This window comes from Spirillospora sp. NPDC049652 (assembly GCF_040675125.1).
Classification (GTDB): Bacteria; Actinomycetota; Actinomycetes; order Streptosporangiales; family Streptosporangiaceae; genus Spirillospora.
This window is the reverse complement of sequence record NZ_JBFAOF010000097.1, coordinates 1-13,980: the sequence shown is the minus strand read 5'-3', so window position 1 is coordinate 13,980 and position 13,980 is coordinate 1. Positions and strand designations below refer to the sequence as shown.

General features: G+C 71.8%; 8 protein-coding genes. 1 reads left to right on the top strand and 7 read right to left on the bottom strand.

What is annotated here, in order from left to right; all coding sequences use genetic code 11:
* From AB0J52_RS09720 to AB0J52_RS09710, 3 genes are all read right to left on the bottom strand, one after another.
* Positions 1–1,257: MFS transporter (locus tag AB0J52_RS09720; protein WP_500181159.1), on the bottom strand; the 1,257-nt coding region annotated here is incomplete at its 3' end.
* Between the two features lie 99 nt (positions 1,258–1,356).
* Entirely contained in the window at positions 1,357–4,497 is a 3,141-nt protein-coding gene (locus AB0J52_RS09715) for an AfsR/SARP family transcriptional regulator (protein WP_500181158.1), read from the bottom strand.
* Between the two features lie 29 nt (positions 4,498–4,526).
* Positions 4,527–5,720, bottom strand: coding sequence for an MFS transporter (locus tag AB0J52_RS09710; protein ID WP_500181157.1), 1,194 nt, complete (start codon positions 5,718–5,720; stop codon positions 4,527–4,529).
* Between the two features lie 49 nt (positions 5,721–5,769).
* Between AB0J52_RS09710 and AB0J52_RS09705 the strand changes: the two genes are divergently transcribed.
* On the top strand, positions 5,770–6,126 hold the full coding sequence (locus tag AB0J52_RS09705) for a MerR family transcriptional regulator (protein WP_500181156.1): 357 nt from the start codon (positions 5,770–5,772) through the stop codon (positions 6,124–6,126).
* Here AB0J52_RS09705 and AB0J52_RS09700 read toward each other — a convergent pair.
* Genes AB0J52_RS09700 through AB0J52_RS09685 form a run of 4 tightly spaced genes read right to left on the bottom strand, consistent with a single transcriptional unit; the run spans position 6,116 to position 13,915 of the window.
* Complete coding sequence (locus tag AB0J52_RS09700; protein WP_500181155.1) at positions 6,116–7,420, bottom strand: TIGR02679 family protein; 1,305 nt, start codon at positions 7,418–7,420, stop codon at positions 6,116–6,118. The two genes, AB0J52_RS09705 and AB0J52_RS09700, sit on opposite strands and share 11 nt — an antisense overlap.
* The gene (locus tag AB0J52_RS09695) at positions 7,417–11,634 is read right to left on the bottom strand and encodes a TIGR02680 family protein (protein ID WP_500181154.1); all 4,218 of its coding nucleotides are present in this window, start codon (positions 11,632–11,634) and stop codon (positions 7,417–7,419) included. The genes AB0J52_RS09700 and AB0J52_RS09695 overlap by 4 nt, the downstream gene beginning before the upstream one ends.
* Entirely contained in the window at positions 11,631–12,791 is a 1,161-nt protein-coding gene (locus tag AB0J52_RS09690) for a TIGR02678 family protein (protein ID WP_500181153.1), read from the bottom strand. The genes AB0J52_RS09695 and AB0J52_RS09690 overlap by 4 nt, the downstream gene beginning before the upstream one ends.
* The gene (locus tag AB0J52_RS09685) at positions 12,788–13,915 is read right to left on the bottom strand and encodes a DUF2397 domain-containing protein (protein WP_500181160.1); all 1,128 of its coding nucleotides are present in this window, start codon (positions 13,913–13,915) and stop codon (positions 12,788–12,790) included. Before AB0J52_RS09685 ends, AB0J52_RS09690 begins: the two co-directional genes overlap by 4 nt.
* Between the last annotated feature and the right edge of the window lie 65 nt (positions 13,916–13,980).

The window sequence follows — 13,980 nt, the reverse complement described above, 5'->3', positions numbered from 1 at the left end:
CACCGCGGTCAGGACACTGCCCAGGATCGCCATCCCGAGCGCCCCGCCCAGCTCGGTCGCCGTCTCGGAGATCGCGGACGCGGCGCCCGACCGCTCCCTCGGCACGGAGGCGAGCACGGTGTCGCCGGTGACCGTCAGTGCCATGCCCATCCCCAGCCCGGACATCGCCATCGGCAGCACCAGCGTCCAGTACGCCGTCCCGCCGTCGACCAGCGTGAAGGAGGCGTAGGCGGCGGCCGCGATGGCCAGCCCGACGGCCACGGTCCGGGCCCGTCCGGCCGCGTTGATCAGCGGCGGGGCGACCGCCGCGCCGCCGACCATCGCGGCGGCCGCGCCGGGCAGCCCGGCCAGCCCGGACCGCAGCGGCGACCAGTCGTAGACCATCTGGAAGAGGATCGAGAAGATCAGGGACTGCGCGACCAGCGCGAACATCGCGAACAGGTTCGTCACGATCGCCCCGGTGAACGCCGCGCGGCGGAACAGCCGCATGTCGATCAGCGGGTGCGCGGCCGTCAGCTGCCGCCGGACGAACCACACCAGGGCCACCAGCCCGACCGCCGCGGCCACGCCGATCCGGACGTGCGCGATCCCGTGCGCGGCCGTCTCCTTGATCGCGTACACCGGTCCGAGGACGCCGGCGACCGACAGCGGAACGCTCGGCACGTCCAGCCGTCCGGGGCTGGGGTTCCGCGATTCCGGCAGCACCAGCAGGCCCGCGACCAGCGCCAGCAGCATCACCGGCACGTTGATCAGGAAGACCGAGCCCCACCAAAAGTGGTTCAGCAGCGCCCCGCCGACCACCGGCCCGAGCCCGACCGCCAGGCCGCCGACGCCCATGAACAGGCCGACCGCCATCGTCCGCTCCTTCGGCTGGACGAACACGCGCCGCACCAGCGACAGACCGGACGGCATCAGCGTCGCCCCGGCCACGCCCAGCACCGCCCGCGCCGCGATCAGCCACTCCGCGGACGGCGCGTAGGCGGTCGCGGCGGACGCGGCGGCGAACACCGCGACCCCGCCCATGAGCACCCGCTTGTGCCCGAGCCGGTCACCGAGCACACCCATCGTGACGAGCAGTCCCGCCAGCGCGAACCCGTACGCGTCGGCGATCCAGAGGATCTGCGTGGCCGACGGGTGCAGGTCCGCCGACAGCTTCGGCACGGCCTGGTTCAGCGCCGTCAGATCGATGTTCGGCACGAGCGCGATGACCGCGCAGACCGCGAAGGTGCTCCATTTGCGAGCCGTGGTGATTTCCATGGCCCGGACTCTCCGCCCCGGCGCTCACCATCCCCGCACCAACCGCGCACCGCCCCCGGTGCGCCGTTGTGCGCGGCGACGCCGGGGGCGGCGGAGACCTCAGCTCGACAGCGCCTCGGCCTTGGCGTCGTCGGGGGACAGCGCGGCGCCCCGCTGGTAGAGCTTGTCGAACGCCTCGTCCCCGATGGCCGCGCGGACGCCGGCTTCGATACGGCGCAGGTCGGGGTCGTCGGCGGGCACCGCACCGGCCAGCGACGTGGACGCCCCGATCAGCACCGCCGCCCGTTCGGGATCGCCTTGGCCGAGGGCGACGCCCGCCAGCCCGAGCGCCGCTCCCGCGCGGTGCATGAAGATCGGATGGTCGAACGACAGGGACAGCGCCTCGCGGTGCAGTTCCCGTGCGCGCGCGAAGTCACCGTCGCTTTCGGCGATCCACCCCAGCCCGACCTTCGCGGCGGCCCGGGTGGCGACGGCGAGGAAGCGCTCGGACACGAACCCGGTGAGGGCGGTCTCGAACAGCCGCCGCGCCTCGTCCATGTCACCGTTCAACCGGGCCACCTGGCCGAGACCGTGGTAGGCGGCCGCGGTCTTGTCCGGGGTCCCGGCGCGCAGGCTCAGCTCCCGCGCGCTCTCGAGGTCCGCGCTGGCCGCCGCGAGGTCGCCGTGGCGCAGGTGCACCTCGCCCCGCCGGGCCAGCAGGTCGGAGGTGTCCTCCAGGGCGCCGAGGTCGCGCGTCAGGGTCAGCGCCTCGTCCAGCAGGCGCAGCGCCCGCTCGCGGTCGCCGAGCCGGTCGGCGATGTAGGCCTGCGGATCCAGGGAGTTCGCGACGCCCCAGCGGTCGCCGAGCGCGCGGAAGCCCTCGACGGCCGCCGCGCAGGAGGCCTCCGCCTCGGCCAGCCGTCCGCGGAACTGCAGCATGTACCCGTCGCTCATCTTGATCAGCGCCTGCGTCCACGGGTCCTCGCCGATCCAGTCGGCGTACGCGGGCAGGGAGTCGGGATCAGGACCCGCCGTCAGCGCCCACAGCACCATCAGCGAGGGCCGCCGCAGCGGCCGCCGGATGGCCTCCACCAGCGTGTTCGCGCGTGCCATCCACGCCGCCGCGCTCGCCCCGGACGCCCCCGCCGTCAGCGCGTTCGCGGCGCACAGGACGTACTCCTCCTCCAGGTCGGACGGGACGTCCGAGCCGATCCGGCCGAGCAGCTCCTCGACGAGGGGCGCGGCGTCCACCCGGCCGCGCAGCCACCAGTACCACGACAGCGCCGCGACCAGCCGCATCGCGCCGCGCTGATCGTCCCGCACCGCCCGGCGCAGGGCCGCGTGCAGGTTGGCGTGCTCGTCGGTCAGCCGGGCCAGCCACTCCAGCTGACGGCTCCCGCGCAGCTCGGGATCGGCGCGTTCGGCCAGCTCCAGGAAGTAGCGGACGTGCGCGGCGCGCAGGTCGGACGTCTCCCCGGCCTCGTCGAGCCGCTCGGCGCAGAACGCCCGGATCGTCTCCAGCATGTGGAACCGGACGCCGTCGGGCGTCCGGACGAACGACTTGTCCGCCAGCCCTTCGAGCAGTTCCTCCGCGTCCGGGACGGCGCAGACCGCCCGCGCCGTCTCCCGCGTCCAGCCGCCGGAGAACACCGACAGCCGCCGCGCGAGGGCCCGCTCGTCCTCGTCCAGCAGGTCCCAGCTCCAGCCGACGACGGCGCGCAGCGTCTGGTGCCGCGGCTCGGCGGCCCGGCTCCCGCGCGAGAGCAGCCGGAACCGGTCGTCCAGCCGCGCCGCGACCTCCGCGACCGGAAGCGACCGCAGCCGCGCCGCCGCCAGCTCGATCGCCAGCGGCATCCCGTCCAGCGCGGCACAGATCCGGCGGACGTCCGCCGCGTTCCCCTCGTCCACCACGAAACCGGGACGGACCGCTTCCGCGCGTTCGGCGAACAGCCGCACCGCCGGGAAGTCCGCCGCCTCGTGCGCGCCCGCGTCGTCCGGGGGCAGCGGCAGCGGGGGAATGGGACACAGCAGCTCACCGGTCACCCCGAGCGCTTCACGGCTGGTCGTCAGCACGCGCAGTTCCGGGCAGGACGTCAGCAGCTGGTGCGCCAGCCGCGCCGCCTCCTCCACGACCTGCTCGCAGTTGTCCAGCACCAGCAGGACGCGCCGTCCCGCGAGCCCCGCCACCAGGCGCTCCACGGGATCGGAGACCTGGTCGTCGCGGCGCATCCCGAGCGCCACGACCACCGCCGGAGCCACCTCCTTCGACGTGCCGGCGGTCGCCAGCTCGACGAAGCAGACCTCGCCCTCCTGACGCCGCGCGGCCTCGACCGCGAGCCGGGTCTTGCCCGCCCCACCGGGCCCGAGCAGCGTCACCAGCCGCCCGTGCGCCAGCATCTCGCCGATGCGGCGCAGCTCGTCCTCCCGCCCGACGAAGCTGGTCAACTGCGCAGGGATCGCCCGGACCGCCGCCGTCTCCTCGGCCACCACCGGCTCGGCCCGCTCCGTGCCCGGAGCCGCGGGCTTCTCCAGATCACCACGGAGAATCGCCACATGCAGGTCGGCCAGTTCCCCGGACGGGTCGGCCCCCAGCTCCTCGGACAGCACCTGCCGCGCGCTCTCGTACTCCTCCAGCGCCTCGGCCTGCCGCCCCGTCCCGTACAGCGCGCGCATGAGGAGCCCTCGCGCGCGCTCGCGAAGCGGATACGCCTCCACGACCTGCCGCAGCCGCTCGATCGCCGCGCCGGGCATACCGGCCGAGATCTGCGCCTCACCCAGATCCTCGACGGCCGTGACACGCGTCTCCTCCAGACGCGCCGCCTGCCCCTCGGCGAAGGGCGCCACACGGACGTCCGCCAGCGCGGACCCCCGCCACAGGCCGAGCGCCTCCTCCAGCAGCTCGACCGCCCAGGCGGCCTCCCCGCCGCTGAGCGCGCGCCGCCCGTTCCCGGCCAGCTCGGTGAACCGCAACGCGTCCACGTCCGCGTCGGCGACGTTCAGCCGGTATCCCGCCGGATGGCCTTCGACCAGCGACGCGTCCCCGAGGCCGCGCCGCAGCCGCGACACCTGCGACTGCAGCGCGTTCATCGCCCCGGACGGCGCGTCCTGCCCGTACAGGCCGTCGATCAGGTGCTCGGTCGTCACCACCCGTCCGGCCGAAAGCGCCAGCATGGCCAGCAGCGCGCGCACACGAGGCCCGCCCACGGCCACGGTCTCTCCGCCGAGCCGCGCCTCGACCGGTCCCAGGACACCGAACTCCATGTAGTCAATTCTCCCGTATTGGACGCGTGTTACCGCGAAACCCCGACTTCGGCACTCCGATGCCCCACATCCTGGTGCCGAATCGCGGGCCGGGGGAGTGCGAGATAGGACAAACCCAACCCCGCGACGCTGAGCGCCGCGCCCGCGAGCCCCGTCCACCGCGTCCCGGCCTCGGAGACGACGAGCCCTCCGACCACCGAGCCCAGGGCGATCCCGATGTTGAACGCCGCGATGTTGACCGAGACCGCCAGCGTGGGCGCGCTCCCGGCATGCTTGAGCAGCAGGGTTTGCAGCGTGGGCGTCGTGGACGAGGCCAGCAGGCCGAACACCAGCACCGCCGCCACCGCCCCTACCTTCCACGGCAGCGCGAGCGCCACCACCACAAGGGCGATGGCCAGCCCACCGAACGTCCCGCGCACGGTCAGCTCCAGCGACCTGTCGGCGAACCGCCCGGCGGTCAGCCCGCCCGCCAGACTGCCCACCCCGTACACCACCAGCAGCCCGGAAACGGCCGCGGCCCCGAACCCGGCGACGTCCCGCAGCGACGGCGCGAGATAGGTGAACACGGTCGACACCGCGGCCATCCCCACGGCCGTGGTGGCCACCACCAGCAGAACCGGCCGCGACACCACCGTCCGGACCTCGTCCCGCACCCGTGTGACGTTGCTCTCGCCGCCCGGCAGCAGGACGCCCAACGTGACCGCCATGACCAGCGCCAAGCCCGCGAGCACCGCGAACGGCGTCCGCCACCCGGCGCTGTCACCGAGCAGGACCCCGACCGGAACCCCCAGCAGCGTCGCCACCGAGAAGCCGGCCGCCACCCCGGCGATCGCCGTCCCGACCCGCTCCGGCCGCACGATCTTGGTGGTCAGCATCAGCGCCAGCGTCAGGAACGCCGCGTGACTCAACGACGCCACCACCCGTCCCAGAAGCAGCACCCCATAGGAAGGCGCGACCGCGCACAGCGCGTTCCCCACCGCGAACAGCACCAGCAGCCCCACCGCCAGCGTCCGCCGCGGCACCCGCACCGTCGCCGCCGTCAGCAACGGCCCGCCCAGCACCACGCCCAGCGCGTACGCCGTCACCGCCTGCCCGGCCGCCGCCACCGAGACTCCCAGGTCAGAGGCCACCTGAGGCAGCAGCCCCGCCACCAGGTACTCCGACGTCCCCACCACGAAAACGCTCGCGCCCAACGCCGCGAGCAACACGAAGATCTTGCTCATGGCAGCACGCTAAAATCTGACATCGATGTGAGAGTCAAGGGAGCGTCCCATGCGCATCGGCGAACTGTCCCGCCGCACCGAGGTCTCCGAACGCCTCCTCCGCTACTACGAGGAGCAGGGCCTCCTGCACCCGACCCGGCTGCCCAGCGGCTACCGGGAGTACACCGACCAGGACGTCGAGGCCGTCCGCCGCATCCGCACCCTCCTGGCCGCCGGCCTCACCACCGCCACCATCGCCACCGTCCTCCCCTGCCTGGAAGGCGAACCCGACCGCCTGGCCCCAACCTGCCCCGACCTTCTGGCCGACCTCCGCCGTGAACGAGCCCGCATCACCGCCGCCATAGAAGCTCTGGAGTCTTCCCGCACCGTCTTGGACACCGTCATCGACGCTGCCCCTAGTCGTTAGCCCGGAGATCTCCCACCAGCAGCTCCAACACCGTCTCCTCATGCACCGCGACCCCCAAAGCCAACATCGCGGGTGTCAATTCGACATCCCACGAGGCCTCAACCGGCTCACCCGCGAGCGGCGGCAGCGGAGTCCCGCGCTTCCGGGCGATTGCGACATGGGCCTCGTAGTCAGCGGCTCCCATCCGCCAAGGCCGCGCGCCGTATCTGGAAATGACCCGGTTCGCAATCGCGAGCCCCGGCCAGTCGAAGTCGCCTCGGTAGCACAGGAGCGCTCTGGCACCGATCAGGGCATCGAGCAGTGCGAGGCCGGTGCTGGACGGATTGCCGGAGAGACACACCACGGGCCGACCCGCCCCGCGATCAGCCGCGGCCTCCACCACGCGGGGGTTCTCGCACACGAACACCTCGGTCTCCGGGGGCAACCGCCATGACATGCGGTGCAGGTCGCGCAGCGTGAGATGAGTTTCAGCCCCCGCGGCCGAACGCTCCCGCAGCCATCGCGCGTCCAGGTCGTCGCCGAGTGGCGTCAGCCCAAAGGTCAGGACGGTCCCGGACACCCGGTCGGTCGCCACCCCGGCCTTCTCCCACAGCTCCCGGCGGGACGGGGCGTCAGGCGGGAACGGCGCGTCATGAACCCTGGCCAGCCCGCGCAGGACGAGACGCGACAGCAGCGTGTCGTCGTCCAGGCCGTGGGCGCTACCCGTCACCCGCGCGGCAAGCTCTCCCCGCCCCACCCGCAGTACACGCGTGGACGGGCCGGTCGCCGGGCCGGCGTCGAGTCCGAGGCGTGCCGGGACGTCCAGCTCGGCGAGGACGTTGACCGCCTGCAGCAAGAGTGTTTCGGCCTGCTCGGGCCGAACCCGGGCCAGTGCGCCCCCGCGCCGGATCTCCTCCAGCCAAGCGTTCGCCCACCCGGTGCCGTCGACGCCATGCGCGCGCAGTGCCTCGTCAGCGGCGGACCAGAGCCGGGCCGATACCGAGCGTCGCTCATGATTGCGCGCCCGACGGTCCGTCAACTCACCGCGCAATTCCGCGACGACGTCCACCAAGCCGGTCTCGGCGGCCCCCGAACGGAGCCGATCATCCAGGTCGGCCAGCTCGAACGAGACCACCGAGCCCGTGCAGGGCCGCCCCAGCAGCAGAGAAACGGCTTCGCTCTCGGCGGCCGTGACCGCCTCCAGGCGCAACCGTCCCTGCGCCCGCAGACCGTTGCGTTCCAGCCGGTCGCGCAGCCGATCCCACAGTCGCGCGAGTTCGGGACGGTCGAGCCAGGCGCGGGTCTCGGACCTCACACGCTCACCAGCCTCTTTCGGCTGCCGTTCCAGGTGTAATGGACGGTCGCCACACCGCGTACGCGCGGGTCGCGGAGACACTCGTAGATCTCCAGGTTCGGCACCGTGGGGAAGCAGCCCCACAACCGCTCGCTGGTGATGACGAAATCCAGGTCCAGGTCCACCAGCAAGCCGAGCAGACGACCGTGCGTGGGCTCGTCCACCTTGGCGAACGCGTCGTCCAGCAGGATCAACCGGGGCGCGTGCCGAGCCGAGCCCGCCAGTGAGGAGAAGTGCGCGGCCGCCGTCGCGAACAGCACCAGGTACGACACCACCCGCTGCTCGCCCTGACTCAGCGCGGTCCGATGGCTCAGCACCCGTACCCGATCCGGCCGCGCCGCGTCTGTCACCTTCACCCGGAAGGCGAACCACGTGCGATAGTCCAGCGCCGTGCGCAGATGCGTCGCGTACCCGGCGGACGGGTCGGCCAGCCGAGCGTCCTCGATGCGACGGCGCAACGCCTCACGCAGTCGCGTCGACTGGTCGCGGCTGCGCAGGGCGGCCGGGCTGCGGAGCAGCTCGACGGCCGACCGCACGTCGGCGTGAGCGTTCTCCGGCAGCTCCCAGACCAGCCTGGCCCCGATTCCGTGCGAGGAGCGCACGTCGTCCAGTGTCTTGTTCATGGCGTCGACCAGCCGGTGCGCCGCGAACACCTGCTGGGACAGGTGGTCGCCGAGCTCACCGAGCAGGTAGCGCTCGAACACCTCCTGCTCGCGCGACGACAACCGCAGCCGGGCCTGCTCGGCCGCCGTGCGGATGCGGCCGCCGACCGCGGCGACGTCGTGCGCGCCGCTGTCGTCGTGCAGCCAGAACCGCTTGATGCCGTCGATCTCCTCGATCCCGGCGTCGTAGCCTCCGGCCAGACCGTCGCGGAGCTCGTCCGAACGTTTGAGGATCGCCGAACCGCCGATGTCGGCCGATGCCGGGCCGAGCCGTCCGGCGATGTCGTCGGCTAGGGCGCGCAGCGCCTTGATACGCGTCCGGGCCGGAGCGTCGTGGACGGAGTCGTAGGCCTCCAGCGCGGCGCTCACGTCACCCAGTTCGGCGGCCAATGGCAGGCCGGGCATCCCCAGCGGCCCACGAAGTCTGTCACTACCCTCCACCGTGCGTCTTTCCTGCACCTCCAGAGCGGTGGTCTTCTCCTCGCTCCTGGCTTCGGCTTGGACTCGGGTGTCACGTGCCTGCTCATACTGGTCCCGGCAGTGCGGGAGCGCGGCGACTGCGCTGTCGCGACGATTCCGCGCCTCGCGCTCGCGGTCGATGAGGTCCTGCTCGGACGCCCCGACGGACTGCTCCAGTTGTTCCAGTTCACGTTGCGCGGTCAGCATCGCGGTCCGGGCGGAAGCGTACTTGCCCTCGGAGCTGCGCCTCTTCTGCCGCGCTTCCTGCCATGCCGCAAGCCTGCCGGTATGCGCACTGAGGCGATGCCCCAGGTTCCCGGCGTTCTGCACCAGGACATCGAGCGTCGAATGAAGCCGAGTCAGTTCGCGGTCGAACAGGTTCAGCTCCTCCGGATCGACGGGCAGGCCGTCGGCTGTGGCGCTCGCCTCGGCTCGGGTCCGCAGCCGGACCGCGTTCGCTCGTGCTTGCTCTGCGTTCTTGCGAGCCCGGGACAGCTCGGCGCTGAGCCGGGAGGTCTCCGCGACAGCCAATTCGTACGCCGTCCACGCGGACGTGAGCGGGCCGGAGCGCGGAGCCTCCCGTAGTGCCCGGCGAAGCTCCTCACGCCGCCGTTCGATGGTCTTGCGCCGTTCTCGGACGGTTTTCAAGGCGTCGCCAAGCGCGTCGATCGCCTCGGCCAACTCGGCCAGTCTTCGTCGCCGGGTCTGCGCTCGCACCCCGGCACCGACGAACTCGGCCTCGTCCTTGCCATAGGCGCCACGGGCCACGCCCAGCCGCCAACGTCCGTCGGTGGAGATCCACGACTGCGCCTCCGGGGTCTCCTCAAGCCCGATCGACGCCAGGACGCGGCCCACCGTACGCTCACTCACCCCATGTCCCGGAACAGGACGCAGGACCTCGCCAAGCGACCTGGCGGGAACGGGTGAAGAATCTGGAACCAGCAGCACATCGCGCTCGTCCGCCGCCAGGACCTTTCCGTCCGCGCTGACCCACGCGTCCAGCAGACCGGACGCCTCCAACGCCGCTTCCAGCCCGGCCCGTTCCGTGTCGTCCAAACCAGGGGAGAAGTCCAACAGCCGATACAGCGGAGCTCCGGTGTCCGGAATGCGTGCCGCAGTGGAAAACCGGCTGCGGTCGGGTTCCGGTTCGGGATTGCGCTCAAGCTGCTCGTGCTCGGCGCGTTTACGCGCCAACTCCGACGACAGCTCGCGTTCCTCGGTGAGCGCGTCGTCGCGTTCCGCCTCCCATACCCTCGACCACGGTTCCGCGATCTCCTCGGCGGCGTGGGCCACCGCCTCCGGGACGTCCCGCCCCAGGGCCAGCTCGGCGGGCGGTCCTTCCACTTCACCGGTCGCCACCAGCGAGGTGAGTCTGTCGCCCACGGCCTGCCCCAAGGGATCGTGGTCGGGGAACCGGGCGGCCCACTCACGGACTTCACCGGCGTACTCCTCCGATGCGGCGACCAGTTCGGTACCGCGGTCCCGCTCACGCCCGCCTGAGTCGTCCAGCTGTTTCTCCGCCGTCTCGGTGGCCTGCCCGAGGGCACGCGCCGTTTCCTCGGCCGCGGCCACCTTGGCCACCTGCTCACGCAACGCCTTCGCGGCCCGCCGCCGCGCCTTCACCACGCGACCCGCCTCGCCGAGCCGTTCACCCCAGGCGGTGAGTTCCGCACCGATCCGCTCGCCCAGAACCGCAACCGATGGCCGCTCCACCACGCGCTCGTCACCGTCGGGATCGGTGAGCGTCTCCTCGGACGCGGCGGCGATCTGCTCGGCACGAGCGGACGGAGCGTCAGCCAGGAGCGCGTCGTCAACGCCGCAAGAACGGCTCAGGCTCCGCGCATTCACGAGCGAAGTGCGCAGGTCGCCCAGTTCCCTACCGAGCTGCTCGACCTCGCCCGACAGGTGGGCGGCGGCAGCACTCTCGGCAGTGCGAGCGAAGTCGGCCGCAGCCCACGTCGCCTGCGCGGTCTCGCGCTTCGCCTTGACCGTCTCCCGCCTGTCCCGCAATTCCTGAAGGGCACCGTAGGCGGCGCTGTCCCGAAGGGCATTCAGATCCGCGTCGGCCTCCGCACACTCGTCCTCGACGGCTTCGACCGCTGCCTTCTTCTGATCCTCTTCCGCCCGAGCCGCGACCAGATCACGCACGGCGTTCCCGGCCTGCTTTCGGCACGCCCTCAGCTCGTCCAGATCGGTCGTCACCTGTCCGACGCGCTCCCGCAACACCCCACGCAGATATCCCTTGTAGGACGTCAGGAACGTGGTGAGCGCCGAGTCGGTCCGTTCCAGCCGGGCCAACTCCGCGCGGACGGTGTCCAGGTCGTCGAGATTGCGGGCGACATTGTCCAGGACGTCGTCGTCCAGAGGCGGGAGCGCGTCCCCGAGCACCTTCACCAGGCCACCGGACTCGATCCGGTCCCCGATCGTTGGCCGCCGCAGGCCGTAGAGCAGATGTACAAGGTTGCGGTACCGGGACTGGTCGGAAATCCCGAACAGCTCGCGGGCGACCCGTGCCCGGTAGTCGGCGGCACGTTCGAAGCAGCAGTCGGAACCGACCAGTTCGCGGAGCTCGGCAAGGGACGGACGGTGCTCCGGGTCATGGAGCGGAAGGTCGCCGTCACCCTTACCGACCGTACGGGGCGTGACGAAGAACGTGGGCCGGGCGTCCCCGGTAGAGGTGGACGCACGTATTCCCACACCCAATGTCAGCCGCTCGCTACGGCCGTTCTCAGTGTCACGGACGAACTCCACCCAAAGGTAACCCAGCCGGTTGGTGCCACCTGACCAGCCGTCGAGCATCAGCCACTTCAGCGTCGTCTTGCCGCCGCCGGTGGCGTCCAGGCGCCGCTGGTCGCCGTCCAGGAGGAAGGGCAGCAGCATTTCCAGGGCCTTGGACTTGCCCGCCCCGTTCTTCCCCCGGAGCAGCAACCGTCCGCCGCCGAAGCGAAAAACCTCGTCGTACTGCCACACCTGATGGATTCCGGCTCGGGATAGCCGGAACCGGTGCGGGTCGCGGGTCAGGGGAGTCGGGCCACCCTCGCTTGCACGGGTCATCGGTAGCGCACCTCGGGGACGTAGCGTCCGGCGGCGGGGAGCAGCCGCCATCCGTCCTCGGCCTGTTCGAGGAGACACATCCGGACGAGCAGGTCGAGTACGGCGTCCCGCAGTGTCTCGGGAGCCGCCGTGAACCGCGTGGCCCATGCCTTCCGATGCTTCGCGACGAGTTCGCCCAACAGCGTGTCGATCTCCTGCGTCGTCCTCACCTCCCGTGGCGAAGCGTCCTCTGCGTCCAAGGCGAGCTGTTCGCGCTCCGGCCTGCGCCAGCCCTCCGAAAGCCGTTCCACCAGCAGCAATGCCGCCCACGGCACGGTGCCCGTCCCGGGGAACTCCAGGTCGCTCAGCTCGTCCTCCGGATCGACCAGCGCGACCCCTTCGGCCCGGATCTCGGCGTCCAGGCCGAGGAACTCCTCGAAGATCCGCTGCTCGCGGCGCTGGTTGCGGCGCAGCCAGTCCCGCTCGTCCTCGGACAGGTCCGCCACGTAGACCACCGGTGTCTCCACCAGCCTCCGCCGCACCGCGTGCCGGGGACCGGTCTGCTCGGGGACGGCCGCGAGCGCGATGAGCCCGGCGGCCGACGACACCCGTCCGATCGGCCCGCTGACCAGCCGTCGCGCGATCTCACGGTCCACCGTCAGCAACGCCTCGGCCTCGGCGTCGCCGACATAGCTTTCCACCGCCCCGTCGACCTCCGAAAGCACATGCCAGGCCGTCAGCCGGTGGAGTGCCGCAACCAGCGCCCGCCGCTCGGTGATCCGGTTGGGTTCGTCGAGTTCGATCGCCACCTCGGCCGCCGCGGCCCGTACCCGCGCGACGATCTCGGACAGCAGCAACTGCTCCGGGGAGGTCACCAGTACCGCCAGCGTGAGTGCGAGATAGGCGTAGGTGCGTGGTGTGAACGGCGCATCCGAGGCGCGGCGGAGCTCACGCCCGGCCTTGGCGCCCAGACCGGCCTTGTGCAGTCGGGCGAACCCGGACTCCACGACCAGCCGGTAGCCGAGAATCTGCCCGAACTGTTTGGCGAGATCGTCGGCGTGTCTTCTGATGAGCGGAAACTCCTCCGGATGCGACTCGGCCGTCACAAGGGGACAGCGCAGCAACAGCCTGGCCGCCGCACGTCGTTCGGCGGGCAGCTCGGCCGTGAGGTCGCTCATCCGGTCTCCTCCTGCCGCTCGTCCGGTGCCGCGAGCCCGGTGACCTCCATCTGCAGGCCGTCCAGTACGAGCTCGCCGGCCGCGCTGCGCAGTGGTACCTCACGCCCCGGATTCCGGACGAGCCGGAGGCGAAGTCCGAGGTCGTCGTCCTCGACCACCGTCTCGGTGAACCGCGGCGTGGCACCGCCGAGCGCCCTGGCCAGCAGGTCGAGCAGCAGCCGCAGCGCCGACTCCGACAGTCGGACCCCGGACGGATCGGGTCCGGCGGCGCGCAGCTCCGCGGCCGCCGCCCGCTGTCTTCGGGCCTGCTCCTCGGCCTCGCGGCGCAGCCGATCACGCTGGACCGAGTAGTCCTCGGGAGCGGCCGTCCGGCCGCGCGCCGCTCGGTCGCCGCGCTCGCGCAGCGTCACCGGCACCGCGACCGGAGCGGCGTCCCACCAACTCGTCGTCGCGGGCACATCGCCGTCCGGGGCGTTCACGAACCCGAGATGACGGGCGCTGTAGAGCCCGAACGCGGCGACGAACAGATCGTGCGCCGTCTGATCGTCGGCCTGGTCGAACCACCGCGCGAGCCGTAGCAGGTCCCCGTGCCGGGACATCCCGCCGGTGGACGAGCGGATCATGCGCTTGGCGTTGGCCAACAGCGCTTGCAGCGCCCGCAACGTCGCGTCCCGGAGCTGGTCGACCTGGCTGCCCTCGCCGGAGAGGTCGAAGAACCAGGCCTGTAGCCCGTCCCAGTCGGAGAGCTCCCGGCCCCGGCTGCGCTGCACCTGGACCCCGCCGGCCTCCGCCAGCCCCGCCAGGCCGTGGTCGGCCTCGTCGAGCCGCGCCAGCAGCAGGGGCAACCGCGGTCGTAGCCAGGTCAAACTTTCCTGGATCTGCGGCGCGAAACGGGCGACATCATCGGTGATGGTCTCGGCGTAGTCGAGCAGCAGTTCCTTGAATCCGGCGAATTCCCCGCCGTCCAGGTCGTACCGGAAGATCACCTGTCCCAGGTAGGCGTAGAAATCCCGCACCGACTCCGCGAACGACTCGAACTGCGCGAACACCGTGGAGACCCGCTCCAGGCCCTCACGCGGAGCGACGCCACCGGGCGCCGCGCCGGCCTCCACCAACTCGGCCAGTCCGCGCGCGACCAGCGCCTGCAGCTACAGGCTCACCTCGCGCTCCGCGTCCCCGCTGGGCAGTA